This is a genomic window from Brevundimonas sp. (assembly GCF_027487935.1).
Taxonomy (GTDB): Bacteria; Pseudomonadota; Alphaproteobacteria; order Caulobacterales; family Caulobacteraceae; genus Brevundimonas.
In genome coordinates this window covers 33,692-51,710 of record NZ_JAIYCP010000030.1, presented here as the reverse complement: position 1 = coordinate 51,710, position 18,019 = coordinate 33,692, and the positions used below count along the sequence as shown (strand labels likewise).

Annotated in this window: 17 protein-coding genes; 1 reads left to right on the top strand and 16 read right to left on the bottom strand. The window is 68.6% G+C overall.

All coding sequences use genetic code 11. The features are described 5' to 3' along the window. Nucleotides 1–9: 9 nt before the first annotated feature. Nucleotides 10–459, bottom strand: a complete 450-nt coding sequence (gene dut / locus Q0053_RS11390) for a dUTP diphosphatase (RefSeq protein WP_298100217.1) — start codon at nucleotides 457–459, stop codon at nucleotides 10–12. Between the two features lie 13 nt (nucleotides 460–472). Next, nucleotides 473–1,699, bottom strand: coding sequence for a bifunctional phosphopantothenoylcysteine decarboxylase/phosphopantothenate--cysteine ligase CoaBC (gene coaBC / locus Q0053_RS11385; RefSeq protein WP_298100215.1), 1,227 nt, complete (start codon nucleotides 1,697–1,699; stop codon nucleotides 473–475). Nucleotides 1,700–1,821: 122 nt separating this feature from the next. Between coaBC and Q0053_RS11380 the strand changes: the two genes are divergently transcribed. Next, a complete protein-coding gene (locus Q0053_RS11380; protein WP_298100213.1) occupies nucleotides 1,822–2,346 on the top strand; it encodes an S-type pyocin family protein in 525 nt (174 codons plus the stop codon). A gap of 19 nt (nucleotides 2,347–2,365) precedes the next feature. Here the strand turns inward: Q0053_RS11380 and Q0053_RS11375 are convergent, their stop codons facing one another. The 14 genes from Q0053_RS11375 to Q0053_RS11310 form a co-directional block, all read right to left on the bottom strand. After that, nucleotides 2,366–2,782 carry a helix-turn-helix domain-containing protein gene (locus tag Q0053_RS11375; protein WP_298100211.1) on the bottom strand — a complete coding sequence of 139 codons (417 nt, stop codon included), beginning with the start codon at nucleotides 2,780–2,782 and terminating at the stop codon, nucleotides 2,366–2,368. 161 nt (nucleotides 2,783–2,943) lie between these two features. Beyond that, nucleotides 2,944–4,563, bottom strand: a complete 1,620-nt coding sequence (gene lnt / locus Q0053_RS11370; protein WP_298100210.1) for an apolipoprotein N-acyltransferase — start codon at nucleotides 4,561–4,563, stop codon at nucleotides 2,944–2,946. Beyond that, nucleotides 4,538–4,999, bottom strand: a complete 462-nt coding sequence (gene ybeY / locus Q0053_RS11365; RefSeq protein WP_298100208.1) for an rRNA maturation RNase YbeY — start codon at nucleotides 4,997–4,999, stop codon at nucleotides 4,538–4,540. Before ybeY ends, lnt begins: the two co-directional genes overlap by 26 nt. Then, nucleotides 4,996–5,991, bottom strand: coding sequence for a PhoH family protein (locus Q0053_RS11360; RefSeq protein ID WP_298100206.1), 996 nt, complete (start codon nucleotides 5,989–5,991; stop codon nucleotides 4,996–4,998). Before Q0053_RS11360 ends, ybeY begins: the two co-directional genes overlap by 4 nt. Next, nucleotides 5,981–7,426, bottom strand: coding sequence for a tRNA (N6-isopentenyl adenosine(37)-C2)-methylthiotransferase MiaB (miaB, locus tag Q0053_RS11355; RefSeq protein ID WP_298100203.1), 1,446 nt, complete (start codon nucleotides 7,424–7,426; stop codon nucleotides 5,981–5,983). Before miaB ends, Q0053_RS11360 begins: the two co-directional genes overlap by 11 nt. A gap of 100 nt (nucleotides 7,427–7,526) precedes the next feature. Next, nucleotides 7,527–8,009, bottom strand: a complete 483-nt coding sequence (locus Q0053_RS11350; protein ID WP_298100201.1) for a Fur family transcriptional regulator — start codon at nucleotides 8,007–8,009, stop codon at nucleotides 7,527–7,529. Between the two features lie 27 nt (nucleotides 8,010–8,036). Next, a complete protein-coding gene (locus Q0053_RS11345) occupies nucleotides 8,037–8,465 on the bottom strand; it encodes a GNAT family N-acetyltransferase (protein WP_298100199.1) in 429 nt (142 codons plus the stop codon). Continuing rightward, nucleotides 8,462–9,148: a tRNA (adenosine(37)-N6)-threonylcarbamoyltransferase complex dimerization subunit type 1 TsaB gene (tsaB, locus tag Q0053_RS11340; protein ID WP_298100197.1), complete on the bottom strand. Its 687-nt coding sequence runs from the start codon at nucleotides 9,146–9,148 to the stop codon at nucleotides 8,462–8,464. The genes Q0053_RS11345 and tsaB overlap by 4 nt, the downstream gene beginning before the upstream one ends. Before the next feature lie 25 nt (nucleotides 9,149–9,173). Next, nucleotides 9,174–9,563 carry a helix-turn-helix transcriptional regulator gene (locus tag Q0053_RS11335; protein ID WP_298100196.1) on the bottom strand — a complete coding sequence of 130 codons (390 nt, stop codon included), beginning with the start codon at nucleotides 9,561–9,563 and terminating at the stop codon, nucleotides 9,174–9,176. Between the two features lie 72 nt (nucleotides 9,564–9,635). Beyond that, nucleotides 9,636–10,196 carry a helix-turn-helix transcriptional regulator gene (locus tag Q0053_RS11330; protein WP_298100194.1) on the bottom strand — a complete coding sequence of 187 codons (561 nt, stop codon included), beginning with the start codon at nucleotides 10,194–10,196 and terminating at the stop codon, nucleotides 9,636–9,638. Between the two features lie 109 nt (nucleotides 10,197–10,305). Then, complete coding sequence (locus Q0053_RS11325) at nucleotides 10,306–10,863, bottom strand: NifU family protein (protein WP_298100192.1); 558 nt, start codon at nucleotides 10,861–10,863, stop codon at nucleotides 10,306–10,308. Nucleotides 10,864–11,040: 177 nt separating this feature from the next. Next, a complete protein-coding gene (locus Q0053_RS11320; protein WP_298100190.1) occupies nucleotides 11,041–11,511 on the bottom strand; it encodes a universal stress protein in 471 nt (156 codons plus the stop codon). Between the two features lie 90 nt (nucleotides 11,512–11,601). Continuing rightward, nucleotides 11,602–16,467 carry an NAD-glutamate dehydrogenase gene (locus Q0053_RS11315; protein ID WP_298100188.1) on the bottom strand — a complete coding sequence of 1,622 codons (4,866 nt, stop codon included), beginning with the start codon at nucleotides 16,465–16,467 and terminating at the stop codon, nucleotides 11,602–11,604. Between the two features lie 369 nt (nucleotides 16,468–16,836). Beyond that, entirely contained in the window at nucleotides 16,837–17,964 is a 1,128-nt protein-coding gene (locus Q0053_RS11310; RefSeq protein WP_298100186.1) for an AI-2E family transporter, read from the bottom strand. Nucleotides 17,965–18,019 lie beyond the last annotated feature (55 nt).

Genomic DNA, 18,019 nt, shown 5'->3' with positions numbered 1-18,019 from the left:
CCGGGGGCCCTAGCGCCCCGTAGAACCGAAGCCGCCTGTGCCGCGCGCGGTCTCGTCCAGGGCGGCAACCTCGACGAGGGCCGCCTGCGCATGGCGGGCGATCACCATCTGGGCGATGCGTTCGCCGCGGCGGATCACGAACGGCTCCTGTCCATGATTGATCAGGATGACCCCGACCTCGCCGCGATAGTCGCTGTCGATCGTGCCGGGTGAATTCAGACAGGTCAGGCCGTGCTTCAGCGCCAGACCCGAGCGCGGCCGCACCTGGGCTTCAAAACCGGCCTCCAGGGCGATCTTCAGGCCGGTGGGGACCAGGGCCCGGGCCCCCGGTTCCAGGGTCACCGGCGCGTCTTCCGGCACCGCTGCGCGCAGGTCCATCCCGGCCGAGCCGCCGGTCTCATAGGCCGGCAGGGGCAGGCCCTCGGCATGGGGCAGGCGTTCGACGCGGACGGTGGTCATGCGGGCGCGGCTCTCAGGACTTGAAATGATCGGCGATGCGGGCGGCGAGCTTTCTCGCCACCTCGGCCTTGGACTGGCGCGGCCAGGTCTCGGCGCTGCCGGTGCGGGTGAACAGGGTGACCGTATTGCCGTCCGCCCCGAAGACGTCGTCGGAGACGTCATTGCCGACGATCCAGTCGCAGCCCTTGCGCGACAGCTTGGAGCGGGCATTGGCCTCGAGGTCGGTCGTCTCGGCGGCAAAGCCCACCACCAGTTTCGGCCGCTTCTTCCCGGGCGCGGAAATGCCCGCGAGGATGTCGGGGTTTTCGATCAGGGACAGGGACGGCGGACCGCCCGGAGCCTTCTTGATCTTGCCCGAGGCGACGCCGTCGACGCGCCAGTCGGCGACCGCCGCGCTCATCACGGCAATATCCGCAGGCAGGGCCGCCACCACCGCGGCCTGCATCTCCCGCGCCGTCTCGACCCACACCCGCTCGACGCCGACCGGCGCAGCCAGGGCGACAGGGCCGGACACCAGCGTCACCTGCGCGCCCAGTCGGGCCAAGGCTTCGGCGATGGCATAGCCCTGTTTGCCGCTGGAGCGGTTGGTCAGGCCCCGCACCGGATCGATCGGCTCGAAGGTTGGACCGGCGGTCACCACGGCCCGGCGCCCGGCCAGGGGACGCCCGTCCGGACCGGCCAGCAAGGCCTCGATCGCGCCCAGGATCGCCGCCGGTTCGGCCATCCGGCCGGGCCCGAACTCGCCGCAGGCCATTTCACCCTCGTCGGGTCCGACCACGGCCACACCGTGGAAGCCGTCAAAGGCCTTCAGCCGCGCCATATTGGCCTGCACCGCCGGATGCAGCCACATGCGCACATTCATGGCCGGGGCCAGCAGCACCCGCTTGTCGGTGGCCAGAAGGGTGGTCGAGGCCAGGTCGTCGGCCATTCCGTTGGCCGCCTTGGCGATCAATCCCGCGGTCGCCGGCGCCACGACCACCAGATCGGCCCAGCGCGACAGCTCGATATGGCCCATGGCCGTCTCGTCGTCCGGCATGAACATTTCGCTGCGCACAGGATGGCCCGTCAGGGCGGCCAGGGACATCGGGGTCACGAAGGCAGCACCGGCTGCAGTCAGTACGCTCATGACCTCCGCCCCGCCCTTTTTCAGCAGGCGCACCAGCTCCAGCGCCTTGTAGGCGGCGATTCCGCCGCCGACGATCAGCAGGATCTTGCGTCCGGACAGCGAGGCTGGGGTCATGTCGACGGTCTAGCGACGGGACCGGGCGGCGTCGAGAGGGGTCCCGGCAATCAGGAACATTGCACGAACAGATGACCTGTGGTTATCTTCATATCCGTCCAGCACAACCAAGGGAGAGCATCATGGCGAACGGGCAGGGCAGGATATGGATTGCGGCGGCGTTTTTGGGGCTGACCGCGTGCGGCAATGGCGGCTCGGCCGTAGAGACCCGGGATCGGTCGGGCGACGGGTCGGAGGCAGCGCTCACGGCGGCCGGGGCCGGGGCCAGCCCCGAAACGGAGGGCACGAGTGTCGCGCGGGAAGGGCCGCAGCCCGGCCTGACCGCCAACCGGCGCGAAACGGTCGACGCCAAGGCCGCGCGGCTGTTCGAGCGAAACGGCGCCGATTTCGGCGCAGCGACGGCCGAGGACTATCTGGCCAAGGTCCGGGCCTTCACGACCCGTCCACCGGCCGGAACAGAGCGGGTGGAGCGCCCCAATGGCGACGTGCTTCTGTATCAGGCGTCGACCAACACCTTTGCCGTCGTATCACGCGACGGCATCGCCAAGACCATGTTCAAGCCGCGCGACGGCGCCGCCTACTGGGCCGAGCAGAAGGCTGCCGCTCCGGAGTTCGGGCGACGACGGGCGGAGCCTTCGGGGGAATAGCCGCCGGATCGGGGGAGGGTCAGGCCTCGTCCGTCTCGCTGCGATCAGCCAATTCGCGGATCAGCTCCAGGGCCAGCTTCTGCTGTCGGGTCGACAGCTGGGGAGCCAGACGGCTGATCTCGATGGTGTAGCGGGTGGCCGGAAAGTCGTGCTCGAAATCACCACCGCCCTCGGCCATGCCCGCGATCTGGGCGCCGGTCAGGCCTTCGAAGAAATAGCCGATGTCGACCTTGAAGAACCTTGCGATGTCCCAGAGTTTGGATGCCGAAATCCGGTTGGCACCTTTTTCGTATTTCTGGATCTGCTGAAACGTCAGGCCGAGGGCCCGACCCAGATCGCTTTGATTGTATCCGAGTGCGAGACGCTTCTCGCACACACGCCGACCTACATGCCGGTCTACGGGATGAGGACCATCCTCGCCCTTACCTCTCGCCATCGTCCGCTTATCCTTCGGTTTCATCGAGCCGAGCCTGAATGCGCTCGCGATTCGTCCGTGTCACCAAAAATTGCAAAAACGGCCTCGCCACGCACAGCAACGGTTGAGCAATCGGCCCCGCCGCGCGCGTTAGGCGTGAAATTTTGCCGGCATGGGACGAATCAACCGGCCGGGTCGGCCCGCCGGAGACCGCGCATCCGGGCCCACGGCACGGCGGTCGCCAGCCCGGCCAGCACAGCCAGCCAGAACAGCAGGTCACCGAAGCGCCCGTAGAGCGTCTTCGTCGTCGGCCTGGGCAGCCGGGCGTCGATGACACCGCTCTCGCCGGGCTCCAGCCGCTGATCGTCGATCACCCGCCCCCAGGGATCGATCATGGCGGAGACGCCTGTGGGCGTGGACCGCACCACCGGCAAACCTGTCTCGATGGCCCGGTAGCTGGCCAGGTTCAGGTGCTGGATCGGCCCGGAGCTGCGGCCGAACCAGGCGTCGTTGGAGATGTTGACGATCCATTCCGGTCGCCCGGCGGCGGCAGGCGTGAAGCCCGGATAGAGGCTCTCGTAACAGATCAGCGGTTGCGCCCGCGGCGCACCCGGAATGTCGATGGGCGCCGGACGGGGGCCCGGGCTGAAGTCGGTCGGCATATGGGTCAGGCTGCGCGCGCCAAGGGCCCCCAGAAGGCCGCCCGCCGGCAGGAATTCGCCGAACGGGACCAGCCGGTATTTGTCATAGACGGCGCTGATCCGGAGCCCGTCGCCGCCCTCGTCCGTCAGCACGAACAGGCTGTTGAAATAGCGCTCGTTCCCGGGCGCCGAGGGATCGGCAAGACCCCGTCCCAACCCCATGATCAGGCTCTGACCGGGCTGAACCGCGCGGGCGATGGCCGCTGCCTCGGGCGAGTCGGGCGCGAATACCCGGTTGGCCGAAGCCGGCAAGGCACCCTCGGGCCAGATGATCAGATCGGGCAGGGCTGCGCCCGGTCGGGCGGTCAGATTGACGTAGCGGTCTACGATGCCGCGATAGGCTTCAGGCGTCCATTTGGATTCCTGGTCCACATCGGCCTGAACAATGCGAACCACGGTCGCGGTGAGCTCCAGCCTGGCCTGCGCCAATCGCACCGCCCCGCCGATCACCAGACCCGCGAGGGCGAGGGCACCCAGCGCCGCCGCCGCGATACGCTCCTTGCGAGGACCCGCGCCCAGCAGAGGGCCGAAGGCCGACGCCGCAGCCACGGTGACGAAGCTGAGACCGTAGACCCCGGCCACGGCCGCGAACTGTGACGCTGCCGAGCCGGCCTTCCAGCTGGCACCCGCCGGGTTCCAGGGGAAGCCGGTCAGGACGTGACCGCGCAGCCACTCCAGCAGGCAGAACAGGGCGGCGAAGAACAGGGCCCGCCTGACCCCGCCCGGCAGGAACCGACGGTAAAGGGCCGTCGCCGTGCCCCAGAACAGGCCGAGGCCGATCGGCAGAAGGCTGGCCGCAAAGGGTGCCATCCAGGCCTGGGCCGGATTGATGAGGAAGGCCTCAGCCACCCACCAGCAGCTGATGAAGAAATAGGCGAAGCCGGCGAGCCAGCCCATCCAGAAGGCACCGCGCACCGAGGTCGCGCGCTCGGCGAGGAACATCAGCAGGGCATAGCCGAGCAGGCCCGGCAGGAAGCCGAACGGCGGATGGGCCAGGGCCGTCGCCGCGCCCGCCGCCAGCGCCAGGCCGATCCGGCCGAAGCGCAGGATCAGCCGCGCGCGCGGCCCGTCATCATCAAGCGTTGCCGTGAGCAGGGTCATGGGGCCTGTATGGGTCCGCGACGCCAAGGCTGGCAAGAAGGGTTCGCTCCTCCGCTTCCATCGCCTCGGCCTCGACCTCTTCGACATGGTCGCGACCCAGCAGGTGAAGCACGCCGTGGACCGTCAAATGCGTCAAATGATCCGCCAGACTCTTGCCCTGCGCCGCTGCCTCGGCGGCACAGACACCAAGGGCCAGCACCAGATCGCCCAGATGCGGCGCAGCGCTTTCCGCGGCCGGAAAGGACAGGACATTGGTCGGCCGGTCCCGGTCACGGAAACGGAGGTTGAGATCGTGAATGGCCGCATCGTCGGTCAGCAGGACGACGACATCGCCCTCGACCGCCCCCAGGGCCACAGTGGCCGCCCGCTCTACCACGGCGACCGCATCCGGCAGGGCGACGGTCCAGGCCTCGTCCTCGATCTCGACCTCGATCACAGGTCGGGGTCCTCGAGATCGGCGGCCGGGCGCCGGCTGGCCGCGTCGGCGTCATAGGCCCGCACAATCCGCTCGACCATGGCGTGCCGGACCACATCCTGGGCCTCGAACCGCTGGACCCCGACACCCTTGACGTCCTCAAGGATGCGCAGGGCGTGCTTCAGGCCGGAATCCCGCGGATTCAGCAGATCGACCTGGGACGGGTCGCCGGTCACCACCATGCGCGCGCCCTCACCCAGCCGGGTCAGGACCATCTTCATCTGCAGCCGCGAGGTATTCTGGGCCTCGTCGACGATGACATAGGCGTGGGCCAGGGTACGGCCCCGCATGAAGGCGATCGGTGCCGCCTCGATCTCACCCTTGTCGCGCCGCCGGCGCACGTCATCAGGGCCGAGGATGTCGTTCAGCGCCTCCCAGATCGGAGCCAGATAGGGATCGACCTTTTCATTCAGGTCGCCCGGCAGGAAGCCCAGCTTCTCGCCCGCCTCGACCGCGGGCCGGGTGATGACCAGCCGGTCCACCTGTCCCCGTCGCAGCAGGGAGGCGCCGTAGGCGGCCGCGAGAAAGGTCTTGCCTGTCCCGGCCGGACCGACACCGAAGGTCAGTTCCCGGCTGGCGAGCAGGGCCAGATAGTTGGCCTGGGCCGCCGTCTTGGGCGCAATGGCCCCGCGTCGGCCGACCGGCAGGGCGATGGCGTCGGGGACCATACTCCCCTGCCCTGCCCGGGGCTGGGCCATGGCCGCCCCCAGGGCCGTGCGGACATCGGCCTCGGTGATCTCGGCCCCTGTGTCGGCGCGGTCAGCCAGGGTTTCGATGACCCGTTTGGCCTGGGCCCGGTCGCGGGCCGAGCCGTTGATCGAAACGCCGCCACCGGGGGTCTCGACCAGCACCTTGAAGCGGTCCTCGATCAGGGCCAGGTGACGGCTGCCGGGGCCGATGACGGCCCGCAGGGCGAGGTCGCCGAGGGCCAGGAACTCACTGTCACGCGCCATGGACAGGCTCTTGCGGCACCGCGCCCGCCGAATGAGACGTCGCCGCTGCGGGACGACCGGGTTCAGCGAGGCGGCCCTTCAGCGAATTCTGCTGGCCGTGCTCGATCTCTACAGGAACGATCCGGCCGATCAGATGATCGGCGTCATCGACATGCACGGACTGCAGCCAGGGTGAGCGGCCGATGGCCTGGCCGGGCTGACGGCCCCTCTTCTCGAACAGGACATCCATGGTCCGTCCGGCCATGGCGACGTTGAAGGCGGTCTGCTGTTCCCACAACAGGGCCTGGAGCGCGTGCAGGCGTTCGCGCGCAACCCCGGCCGGCACCTGGCCGGCCATGCCGGCGGCGGGGGTGCCGGGACGTGGCGAATACATGAAGGAGAAGGCCGAGGCGTAGCGGACGCGCCGGACCAGATCCATGGTCTGTTCGAAATCGGCGTCGGTCTCGCCGGGGAAGCCGACGATGAAATCCCCCGACAGGGCGATGTCCGGCCGCGCCGACCGGACGCGATCAATCAGCTCGAAGTATTTCGCCCGTCCATGCTTGCGGTTCATCGCCCGCAGGATGCGATCGGAGCCGGACTGAACCGGCAGGTGCAGCCAGGGCATCAGGGCCTCCAGCTCGCCATGGGCCGCGATCAGATCGTCGCTCATGTCGTTGGGATGGCTGGTCGTGTAGCGGATCCGGTCGATGCCCGGGATTTCCGCCAGCGCATACGCCAGCCGCGCCAGGGTCGAGGGTGCCCCGTCGGCCCCCTCGCCGTCATAGGCGTTGACGTTCTGGCCCAGCAGGGTGACCTCGCGCACCCCCTTCCCGGCCAGCTCCCGGGCCTCGGCCAGCACCGCCGCCACCGGCCGCGACCATTCCGCCCCGCGGGTATAGGGCACGACGCAGAAGGTGCAGAATTTGTCGCAACCCTCCTGCACGGTCAGGAAGGCGGTCGGACCATCGACGCCACGGGCCTGCGGCAGTGCGTCGAATTTGTCGACCGGGGCGAAGTCGGCGCCGATCCGCTCGCCCCGCGCCCGTGCGGTTCGGGTCAGCAGTTCGGGCAGTTGATGATAGGCCTGCGGGCCGACCACCAGATCGACGGCCGGCTGCCGGCGCATGATCTCCTCGCCCTCGGCCTGGGCGACACAGCCGGCCACGGCGATGGTCATGGCCCCCTGCCCTGCCGCAGACCGTTCTTCCTTCATCGCCCGCAGCTTGCCGAGTTCGGAATAGACCTTTTCGGCCGCCTTCTCGCGGATGTGGCAGGTGTTCAGGATGACGAAATCGGCACCCTCGGCCGTATCCGTCGTCGCATAGCCCAGCGGGCGCAGCACATCGGCCATGCGCTCGCTGTCATAGACATTCATCTGGCAGCCGTAGGTCTTGATGAACAGGCGTTTGGGCGCGACCTGCGGGTCCTGCGGCGAGGTGAGGGTATCGGTCATGGGGCTGGGTAAATAGCGCGACGAGGCGCGGCAAGCTACCGGAACGAAGCGCCAGGCCGCATCAGGTCACCAAGACGGAGCCTTCTGACCGCAGCCAGCCTCAGACGTCCAGCTTGTCCGGATCAACCCGGCGTGCGGTGCGGCTGAAGATCAGGCCCTCACGCTTGGACGGCTCGGCCCCGGCGATGGCCTTGCCGTAGAGCTCCAGCTTGTGGCCGATCAGTTCAAACCCCAGCCGCTCGGCGATTTCGGTCTTCAGCCGTTCGATCTCGGCGTCGAAGAATTCGATGACCTCGCCCGTGCGGGTGTCAATCAGATGATCGTGGTGGTCGTCACCGGCTTCCTCATAGCGGCTGCGACCATCGCCGAAGTCGTGTTTCTCGACCACGCCGGCCTCTTCGAACAGCCGGACGGTGCGATAGACGGTGGCGATCGAGATATGGGGGTCGATGGCGGAGGCGCGGCGGTACAGTTCCTCGACGTCCGGATGGTCGTCGGCGTTCGACAGGACGCGGGCGATCACCCTTCGCTGCTCGGTCATGCGCATGCCGCGGTCGGCGCAGAGTTTCTCGATCCGGTCCATGGCGGCAGAATAGGCGGGCAGGCCGCCCTAGGGAAGCTTCACCGGCAAGTTTAGGGCCAGGATCAACGCATCCTGCCGACCACCGTCAGGGCGGGCATAGTATCCCGGGCGGCGACCGGCTTCGGAGAAGCCTGCCCGGGCATAGAGCGCAAGCGCCGCGGCGTTGTCGTCAGCGACCTCGAGGAACAGCCGCGCCGCGCCCCGCGCCGCCGCGCCGGCCACCCCCTCACGGACCAGCCGGGCCCCGAGACCGCGCCGACGGGCCCCCGGGCGGACGGCCAGGGTCAGGATCTCCGCCTCATCGGCGACGGTGCGCAACAGGATGAAGCCGTCCGGCTGCTCGACCGCGAAGACCCCGGCCTGGGTCAGCAGGTCGGCCAGGGCCGCGGCGTCCCACGGCGCCGGAAAAGCCGCCGCATGGATCCCGGCCAGACGCTCGGCGGTGTCGTCGTTCATGGGGTCCCGGCCGGTCCGCGGGCCTGTCCGGGCAGGCGGGTGGGCGGTTTGGCGTCGGGCGCGCGCAGATAGAGCGGGCGCGGCAGGGCCAGGGCCGGATCCGCGGCTGCCGCGAGTCGGGCCAGGGCGCCGGGGTCCGGCCCCTCCAGGGCCATGACCGTCCGGCCCGCAGCGACCTCCGCAAACAGGACAGCGCCGGAACCGACCAGGATCGCCCCGTCGGCCAGGGTCGCAATCCGGTCCGCCGCCGCCTCGAGCGTCAAGGCCTCGGCCGGGCCGTCGGCTGCGCGATCGCGCCAGAAACGCGCATAGACCTGTCCGCGCCGCGCATCGATCAGGGCCGCAACCTCGGGAGCCTCGCCGGCTGACGCCGCGAGCGCATCCAGCCCCGAAAGGCCGACCAGGGGCCGGTCCAGCGCTGCGGCCAGGCCCTGGGCGAAGGCCAGGCCGACCCGCAGGCCGGTGAAGGAGCCGGGTCCGACCGTCACCCCGATCCGGTCAAGTTGGGCGAACGACACCCCGGCCGCGCTCGCTGCGTCGCGTGCGAAACCGGCGATACGCTCGGAATGACCCTTGGTCATCGGCTCGGACCGCAGGCCCAGACAGGACGCGCCCGCGCTGTCGACCTCGAACACCCCGACCGTGCACAGGCCGAGCGATGTATCGACGACCATGAGTTTCATGACGCCCCCCCGGGGCTACAGACTTTCAGGCCTCGCGGGCCAGGCCATGAACGATCCGGGCCACCGCCCGGCGAAGGTCGCGGTTCCCGATCCGGGGAAACTCTGCGGCCACGGTGCGGCCTTCGGCCGTGGCCGTGATGGTGCGCATCTGCCGCCAGCTGTCGTCGGCCGCACCGCGGGCCGTCTCGACCGGGGGGAAGAAGGTCTCGACCGAGGTTCCGAGAACCGTCGCCGCCCGGTGCAGGCGCGAGGCGGAGATGCGGTTCTGGCCGGTTTCGTATTTCTGGACCTGCTGGAAGCTGATGCCGAGCTGCTGGGCGAGTGCGCTCTGGGACAGGCCCAGCGCCGACCGCCGCAGCCCGATGCGCGCCCCGACATAGACGTCGACCTCGTCCCGTCCGCTGATCCTGGCCATGGCTGTCTCCCCGCTCCCTTTCGAGCGCAGATCGTTTCATGGAAACGAAAACGTTGCAAGATTTTCGTTTCATCACGGCTCCAGCCGGGCCGTGACGGCGGAGACGATCCGGGTGTCGGAGCGGGCGATCCGCTCCCGGGTCCCGAGGCCGCCGGGACCGCCGCGAACGGTCAGGGTCTCGGCGTCAGCCTGCTCATAGACCCGCACCCGAAGCGCACCGTCCGCCATTTCGATCACACAGCCCTGGTCACGGCGAGGCCAGCGACCGGGCTCATATTCCACGACCACGCCCGAAACCCCCCAGGGGGCGAGGTCGTCATTCGACAACGGCAGGCGTCGGATCGGCCCGGCCGCATGGACAAAGGGTCGGCCCTCACTGGCCATGCCGGGAAGGGCGGGAGCCTCGAACAGGGCCAGATCCGCCGGTGTCGCGTCGAGCGCCGCCGTCAGCCGACGCTGGACGTCGGGACGGAACAGGCCGGATCGTTTGCCGGTTTCGTACAGGCCCCAGCCCTGGCTCGTCATGCCGGCCCTCCGGCCCGCCTCGGCCTGGGAGAGTGCACGGTCACGTCGCAGGGCAGCGAGGGCTTCGCCAAGACGCCGGACGTCGCTGTCACTCTGGAAACGGGGCATGGGCCGATGATGGCGCCGACCGGCCCCGGAAGCGAGGACAGATTCGTTTCAGGCGCGATCGCGCCAAGGCCGTGAGCCGCGGCGTGGCGAACGACAGCGCGTCAAAAAGTCAGATCACCTGTTCGACCGAGGTCACTTCCGGGATGTAGTGTTTCATCATCTGCTCGACCCCGGATTTGAGGGTCGCGGTGGAGGAGGGGCAGCCGGCGCAGGCCCCGCGCATGCGCAGGGTCAGCACCCCTGTCGCCTCGTCAAAGGCGTCGAACAGGATATCGCCGCCGTCCTGGGCCACGGCCGGGCGGACGCGGCTGTCGAGCAGTTGTTTGATCTCGAGCACAATCTCGGTGTCCTCGCCGGCTGCGGAGGCGGCCGCTGTCGATCCGTCGCGCAGCAGCGGTGCCCCGGAGACGAAATGATCCATGATCGCCGCAAGCACCGGCGCCTTCATCACGGCCCAGTCGGGCCCCGAGGGACTCCGGGTGACGGAGACATAGTCATAGCCGAAAAAGACACCCGCCACGCCGTCCAGCGCGAACAGGGCCTCTGCGAGGGGCGAGGCCTCGGCCTCCTCACGGTTCACAAAGTCGCGCGGATCGGACGCGACATCGCGCCCGGGCAGGAATTTCAGCGCATTGGGGTTCGGGGTCGGTTCGGTCTGGATGAACATGGCGCTCAAGTGCACTCGCGAGGCGGTGGGTTCAAGGGCGGAGGCGTGGTGGGTGGCTAGTGGCTAGTGGCTAGTGGCTAGTGGCTAGCCGACGCCAGCATCCGGCTTGGAAAACAAGTCACGCAGGCCGTAACTGCCGATCACTAGCCACTAGCCACTAATCACTCGCCACCTTCCCTACGCCAGATCCTCGATATCCGCCTCGGTCAGGTCACCCGGCACAATGGTCACCGGCATCTTGCGTCCGGTGAAGGCTGCGCCCTGTTTGACCACGGCCGAGACCAGGGGGCCGGGACCGCGCCCGCCGCCACCCGCCGCCAGAACCAGAATCTTGATCTCGGGGTCCTCGCCGACGACCTTGCGGATGGCGTCCTGCGGCTCGCCGCGCTCGATCAGCAGCACAGGCACAGAACCGGACCGTTCCGCGGCTTCACCGGCCCATGTGTTCAGTGAGGCCTCGGCCTCGACCCGCGTCTGCCGTTCGATCTCCTCGCGGACGCCGGACCAGTGGGCATCGGAGGCGGCGGCGGGGATGACACGCAACAGGGCCACGCGACCGCCGGTCGAACGCGCCCGCCGGGCGGCATAGCGCAATGCCGTCCCGAACTCCGGACTGTCATCGACGACCACCAGAAATTTGCGCGGCATCAACCTCTCCCTCGGCCCCGCACGCTAGCAGAAGCCGAACGCGGACGCGAAACGCCGGGCCGACGACCGCTGCCCGACAGGACGGCCTGCTCAGTTGGCTGACGCAGCGATCTCGCGGATGACGCTGTTGGCAATGGTCAGCTTGGCGAAGGTCCAGCCCGTGCCGGAGGCGACGATCTCGTCCACCGAGGCGCGCAGACCCTCGACGATCTCCAGACGGGAGCCGATCCAGGCGTCAACCGCAGCCTCGGCCGCCGCCTCACCCGATCCGGCCGACAGGGTTGTGCTCGCGGCCACGGCCCGGGTCAGGGTCATCTGCTCGACCATCAAATCCTCGATCAGACGCCGGACCGCCAGACGGTCGAAATGATCCGCCGAGGGGACTGCGCCTGCGCCGGCCCGCAGCCGGTCGAAGTCGAAGGCCGCGCCGACCTGGTGATAGAGGGCGGCCATGGCCGGCTCGGGCCAGCCCGCCTGCCGGGACAGGTCGCCGATGTCGGCGGTCGCCACCAGCGGCCGCAAGAGGCCGACGTTCCGGGCCATGGCCTCCGGCGCGCCGAGGCTGACGAAGGTCTGGACCCGGGCCTCGAGACGGCTCTGCTCGAAGCGCGACAGGACCGAACCACCGACGGCGCGCAGGGCGTCCGCGGCCGGCTGATAGGCGCCGATCAGGGCCCGCACGGTCGCGCCGGGCCGCACCGCGCGACGGGCCAGCCAGAAGGTCTGGCGGCGGAGCACGGTCGAAATCTCCTGATAGAGGGCTGTCTGGGCCGCCGCCGGGATTTTCAGGTCCAGGGCCGAAACCTCGTCCCACGCCTGGTCCAGCCGGAAAATCTGGCGCGACGCCTCGAAGGCCAGGACCATGGCGGCCGTGTCGCAACGGGCCGACTGGCGCAGCCGCTCGGGGAAGGTCGGACCGCACATGTTGACGATCTCGTTCGACAGGATCGTCGAGACGATCTCGCGCCGCAGGCGGTGGCGCTGCATGTCGGCCTCGAATTTCGCCAGCGGGGCCGGGAAATAGCGCACCAGGGTCTGTTTGAAGAAGGCGTCGTCCGGGGCCGCCGAGGCCACGATCTCGTCGAACAGCTCCAGCTTGGAATAGGCGGTGAGAACGGCGAGTTCGGGCCGGGTCAGGGCCTGGCCGGCGAGCTTGCGTTCCGCCAGTCTTGCGTCGTCGGGCAGGCCCTCGACCTTGCGGTCCAGCCGGCCCCTGGCCCCCAGCCACAACATGAACTGCTGCTGGGCGTCGAGGGCACCGGGTCCGTCATCCTCCTGAAGCGAAACCGCGAGGGTCTGGTCGTAGTTGTGCGCCAGGACCTTGAGGCCGACCTCATCGGTCATGGAGGCCAGCAGGGCGTTGCGGTCGGCGACCTTGAGGGCACCGGAGGCGATCGCCGCCCCGGTCAGGATCTTGATATTGACCTCGTGGTCGGAGCTGTCGACCCCGGCCGAGTTGTCGATAGCGTCGGTGTTGATCCGGCCGCCGCTGAGCGCAAAGGCGATCCGGCCGGCCTGGGTCAGGCCGAGGTTGGCACCCTCGGCGATGACCCTGGCGCGCACCTCGGCACCGTCGATGCGGATGGCGTCATTGGCCTTGTCGCCGACCTGGGCGTCGGTCTCGTTCGGCGCCTTCACATAGGTGCCGATGCCGCCAAAATAGAGCAGTTCAGCCGGGGCCTTGAGGATGGCCTTCATCAGTGCGGCTGGATCGAGCACATCCTCCTGGATATCGAGCGCGGCCTTGATCTCCGGGGTCAGCTGGATCGACTTGGCCGAACGCGGGAAGATGCCGCCGCCCCTGGAAATCTTCGAGCTGTCGTAGTCCTGCCATGACGAGCGCGGCAGTTTGAACATCCGGTCGCGCTCGACCCAGCTGGTCGCCGGATCGGGATTGGGGTCGATGAAGATGTCGCGGTGGTCAAAGGCGGCGACCAGTTTGATCGCCTTCGAGAGCAGCATGCCGTTGCCGAAGACATCGCCCGACATGTCCCCGACCCCGACCACGGTGAAGGGTTCGGACTGGATGTCCTTGCCCATCTCGCGGAAATGGCGTTTGACCGCCTCCCAGGCGCCGCGGGCCGTGATGCCCATGACCTTGTGGTCGTAGCCGACCGAGCCGCCCGAGGCGAAGGCGTCATCCAGCCAGAAGCCGTAGTCCGCCGAAATCCCGTTGGCGATGTCCGAGAAGGTGGCCGTGCCCTTGTCGGCGGCGACGACCAGATAGGGGTCGTCACCCTCGAACCGGACCACCGACGACGGCGGCACGACGGAGCCGTCTCCGGCAATATTGTCGGTGATGTCGAGCAGGCCGGACAGGAAGGTCCTGTAGGCCCGGATGGCCTCGGCCTGCTGGGCATCGCGGTCGCCCCCGGCGCGCACGATGGCCGCCAGGTGTTTGGGGAAGAAGCCGCCCTTGGAGCCGACCGGGACGATGACGGCATTCTTGACCTGCTGCGCCTTGACCAGTCCCAGCACCTCGGTGCGGAAATCGTCACGGCGGTCAGACCAGCGCAGGCCGCCCCGTGCGACCGGGCCGAAGCGAAGATGCACACCCTCGATATGCGGGGCCCAGACGAAGATCTCCCGGAAAGGCTTGGGCAGGGGCAGATCGGCCAGTTCGCGCGAGGCGATCTTGATCGAGATATGGGCCTTGGGCCGGCCGCCGGGGCCGGCCTGATAGTAGTTGGTGCGTTTGATCGCCTGAACGAGCAGGACCATCCGACGCAGCGCCCGGTCGTGGTCGAGGCTCTTCACATCCTGCAATTGGGCGTTGATCGTCTCGACCAGCGCGCCCACGGCGGCCTCGCGGCTGGCCGCATCGCCCCCCGTCGCGGGATCGAATTTGGCCGCGAACAGGGCCAGCAGGCCCCGGGCCACAGCCGGATAGTCGCGCAGCGCCTCTTCCTGCACCGCCTGGCTGGGGTCCAGCCCCGTCTGCTGGCGATAGCGGGCGAGGGTCCGCACCAGCGCCGCCTCGCGCCAGTCGACGCCCAGCTCCAGCACCAGACGATTGAAGCCGTCGCTTTCGGTCAGACCGGTCCAGACCGCCGAAAAGGCCGCCTCGAACGGGCCCTTCACATCCGCGAACTGAAGATCGTTGCCGCGCGGATCCTCCAGCAGGAATTCATGCACATGGATCTCGGCCTCTCCCGCCGGACGCAGGGCGTGGCCCCATTCCTCAAGCGTCTTCAGCCCCATGTCGGCGAGGATCGGCAGCACGTCCGAAAGCGGCACCGCAGCACCGCGGCGATAGAGTTTGAAGCGGAAATTCAGTGACCCTTCGCCGTCCAGCCGGAAGGCGCGAACCGCCACCGGTTCGCCGCCGTCGGCCAGGCCGCTGTCGTTCAGGGAATCGACCGCCTGCAGGTCCCGCACGGCCTCGGCCGCATCATAACGGGCGCGATAGGCGACATCGAACGCCTCGGCCCACCGGGCGCTGAGCGGCCCGACGGCGACATCGTCCACATCGGCGCTGCGCAGGGCGCTTTCGAACCGATCGATCCAGCTGCGGCCGGCCTCGGCGATTTCAGCGTCGAGCGCGGCCTGATCCGGGCACGGATGGTCTCCGGGGGTCACGCCGATGATGTAGTGAATCCGGACCAGGGGCTGGTCCGAAAGCTGCGGATACCAGGCCGAAAGCCGCCCGCCCCAGGCCCGGGCGAGGATGGCCCCGATCCGTTCACGGACAGAGGCGTCGAAACGCTCGCGCGGGATGAAGGCGAGCACGGAGACAAACCGGTCGAAGGGGTCCTGGCGGGTGAAGGTCTTGATCCGCGGACGGTCATGCAGATGCAGGATGCCGAGCGCGATGCCGAGCAGCTCGCTCTCCCCGATCTGGAAGAGTTCGTCGCGGGGATAGTTTTCGAGAATGTTCCGGAGCCGCTTCTCGCTGTGACTCCCGGCCACCTTTCCGGCGCGGGTCAGGGCGTTGGCGACCTTGCGCCGGACCAGCGGCACCTGGGTCGCCGTCTTGTCATAGGCCTCGGCGGTGAAGAGGCCGACGAACCGGGTCTCTCCGGAGGGCCGGCCATCGGGGCCGAACCGCTTGACCCCGATATAGTCCATATAGGCGCGGCGATGGACGCGGGAGCGGACATTGGCCTTGGCCACGGTCACCGGCTCGGACAGGTCCAGCTGCTTCTTCATGGATTTGGTCAGCACGGCCGGCTCATTGGCGCGGCGCAGCACGGTTCGCTCGGGATCGGCCAGAACCCCCAGACCGACCCCCGCCTGCGACAGGGGCGCCTCAGCCTGATAGCCGCCGTCCTTGCTGCGCGGGTAGTCGTAGTCCCGGGCCCCGAGAAAGACGAAATGGTCGTCCTCGAGCCATTTCAGGAAGTCGATATGCTCCGCCAGGACATCGGGCGCGACCCCATGAGGGTTGGCCTCAAGATGGGCGATCGACCGATGCATCAGCGCCGCCATGCCGGCGTGGCCTTCCACCGCACTGGACACGTCCTTCAGGGTCAGGGCCACGCCTTCGCCGAGGGCATCGCGCCGCTCCTGCGGCAGGGGATCCATGACCACGATGATGGTGGACTCGCGCCCGCCGTCTTCCGGAGTGACCGGATGGTACATGGACCGGACCGTCACGCCGGCGTCGGCCAGCTCGCCCATGACGCTGTCGACGAGAAACGGCCGGTCGTCCTGGATGACGATCAGAACATCATAACCCAGCGGGACACCCTCCACGCTGTGAAGCGGCGACAGGGTGATGCGCGCGGGTTCGCCGTGGGCCCGGCCCTCGGCCCCGCGCCAGGCCATGGCGAGCAGGCCGGCCATGTCGCGCCCGCACAGGTCGGGCGTCTCGTCGGCGGCATAGTCTTCCCAGGCCTGACGCAGGAAGTCCTTGCCCGCGCCGGCCAGTGCGCCGGGGGACAGCTGGTCGAAGCTGGCTTCCAGCGCCTCCAGGGTGATGGCCTGAGGATGCGCGGGGGCCGTTTCGCCGGACATGGGCAGGTCTCTTGTGGACGCGACCTCTCAAACAGGTCGCCGGAGATAGGGGGCAGACTAGGCCGCTTCGCCGCTTCGGCAAGGGGTCTGTCCAGGCCGCGCTGACCAGCGCCGTCCCGCGCGCCACGGAAACCCCCAAAACAAGGGTACCGGACCCGTTTCGGAAACCGGCGCGCCAAAGGCCTCGCCACCCAAGGCCGGAAACGACAAGGCCGCCGAACTTGCGTCCGGCGGCCTGCTTCGGACCGACGCCCAGGAGGGGGGGGGTGGCACCGATCCGTAGCGCCGCAGCTTGGGGGAGGGGAGGGGCTGCAGCGACCTTTTGGAAGTAGGCGCCGGTTGTGGCCAATCAAGGGCAGCGGAGGGAACTCACCCCACCCGGGGCTGTGGCGGGTTGACGCGGCCCCGCTTCGATCCCGGGGCAGCCTCTTCCTCGTCGGCATAGGGCTCGCCGTCGCCGGACAGGAGGATCGCCATCCAGCGCGAACCCTTGAACTCGGCCAGGATGGCCATGGCCATGACCGCCAGCGGCGTCGACAGGAACATGCCGACCACGCCCCAGAGCTGACCCCAAAGCGCCAGGGACAGCAGCACCACCACCGGGTCGATATTCTGGTTGTCGCCCTGCATGCGCGGCTGGATCAGATTGCCGCTGATGAACAGGATGCTCTGGAGACCCACCAGCAGGATGGCGGCCGGCCAGTAGCTTTCGAACTGGACCAGGGCAAACATCGGCGGCGCAAGGCCGGCCACCGCCCCGCCCAGGACCGGAATGAAGCCCACGACAAAGATGACGAAGGTCCAGAACTCGGCATTCTGCAGGCCCACCGCCCGCATCAGCAGCCAGGCCGCGGCGCAGATCATCCCCCCGGTCACGGTCTGGACCCAGAGATAGCCCTCGACCCCGCCCCGCACGCGATCGAACACCCCCATGGCCTCGGACCGGGCGGCGCGCCCCGGGAACAGGGCCACAATCTTGCGTCGGAAACCCAGCTGGGCCGCCAGCAGAAAGCCGAGATAGACGAGCACGAAGAAGGCGCTTGAGAGCACGCCCGAAGCCTGGCTGGCCGCCTCGGTCAGATAGGCGCGGATATCGAGCTGGGCGATCAGCTGGGTCGCAGTGGGGGCCGTATCGATCCCGAACAGCTGAGAAACGTCGATCAGGATCTGGTCGATGCGGGGCCCGAGGCGGGTCGACACCCCGGACGCCTCGCTGAAGAAATTCAGGGCCCCGTTGGTGATGATGGCGATGGAGGCGAAGAAGCCCAGCACCACCAGCAGCAGAGCGGCGACACCGGCCCAGCGACCGGGGACGGCGGTGCGGGTTTCGATACCCCGCTTCAGCCCGTCGATCATGATCATCAGGAAGATGGCCATGGCCAGGGGGGTCAATATGCCCCTGAGCCAGTACAGGGCCGCACCGGCGGCCACGACGGCGATCAACACCAAGGCGTTGCGGGATACAGTCGAGGAGGGAAGGCTGATCGGGGGTTTCATAGCCGCATCGTCAAGGTCCGGGCCGTCGGCGTCAATCCAGCCTTGAACCATCCGC

What these genes read in the sequence shown, in the direction of transcription:
- tsaB (WP_298100197.1), bottom strand. Translation starts at nt 9,148, where the DNA reads ATGAAACTCATGGTCGTCGATACATCGCTCGGCCTGTGCACGGTCGGG.
- Q0053_RS11330 (WP_298100194.1), bottom strand. Translation starts at nt 10,196, where the DNA reads ATGCCCCGTTTCCAGAGTGACAGCGACGTCCGGCGTCTTGGCGAAGCC.
- dut (WP_298100217.1), bottom strand. Translation starts at nt 459, where the DNA reads ATGACCACCGTCCGCGTCGAACGCCTGCCCCATGCCGAGGGCCTGCCC.
- Q0053_RS11315 (WP_298100188.1), bottom strand. Translation starts at nt 16,467, where the DNA reads ATGTCCGGCGAAACGGCCCCCGCGCATCCTCAGGCCATCACCCTGGAG.
- Q0053_RS11345 (WP_298100199.1), bottom strand. Translation starts at nt 8,465, where the DNA reads ATGAACGACGACACCGCCGAGCGTCTGGCCGGGATCCATGCGGCGGCT.
- Q0053_RS11350 (WP_298100201.1), bottom strand. Translation starts at nt 8,009, where the DNA reads ATGGACCGGATCGAGAAACTCTGCGCCGACCGCGGCATGCGCATGACC.
- Q0053_RS11310 (WP_298100186.1), bottom strand. Translation starts at nt 17,964, where the DNA reads ATGAAACCCCCGATCAGCCTTCCCTCCTCGACTGTATCCCGCAACGCC.
- Q0053_RS11320 (WP_298100190.1), bottom strand. Translation starts at nt 11,511, where the DNA reads ATGCCGCGCAAATTTCTGGTGGTCGTCGATGACAGTCCGGAGTTCGGG.
- lnt (WP_298100210.1), bottom strand. Translation starts at nt 4,563, where the DNA reads ATGACCCTGCTCACGGCAACGCTTGATGATGACGGGCCGCGCGCGCGG.
- Q0053_RS11325 (WP_298100192.1), bottom strand. Translation starts at nt 10,863, where the DNA reads ATGTTCATCCAGACCGAACCGACCCCGAACCCCAATGCGCTGAAATTC.
- miaB (WP_298100203.1), bottom strand. Translation starts at nt 7,426, where the DNA reads ATGACCGATACCCTCACCTCGCCGCAGGACCCGCAGGTCGCGCCCAAA.
- Q0053_RS11375 (WP_298100211.1), bottom strand. Translation starts at nt 2,782, where the DNA reads ATGGCGAGAGGTAAGGGCGAGGATGGTCCTCATCCCGTAGACCGGCAT.
- Q0053_RS11360 (WP_298100206.1), bottom strand. Translation starts at nt 5,991, where the DNA reads ATGGCGCGTGACAGTGAGTTCCTGGCCCTCGGCGACCTCGCCCTGCGG.
- coaBC (WP_298100215.1), bottom strand. Translation starts at nt 1,699, where the DNA reads ATGACCCCAGCCTCGCTGTCCGGACGCAAGATCCTGCTGATCGTCGGC.
- Q0053_RS11335 (WP_298100196.1), bottom strand. Translation starts at nt 9,563, where the DNA reads ATGGCCAGGATCAGCGGACGGGACGAGGTCGACGTCTATGTCGGGGCG.
- Q0053_RS11380 (WP_298100213.1), top strand. Translation starts at nt 1,822, where the DNA reads ATGGCGAACGGGCAGGGCAGGATATGGATTGCGGCGGCGTTTTTGGGG.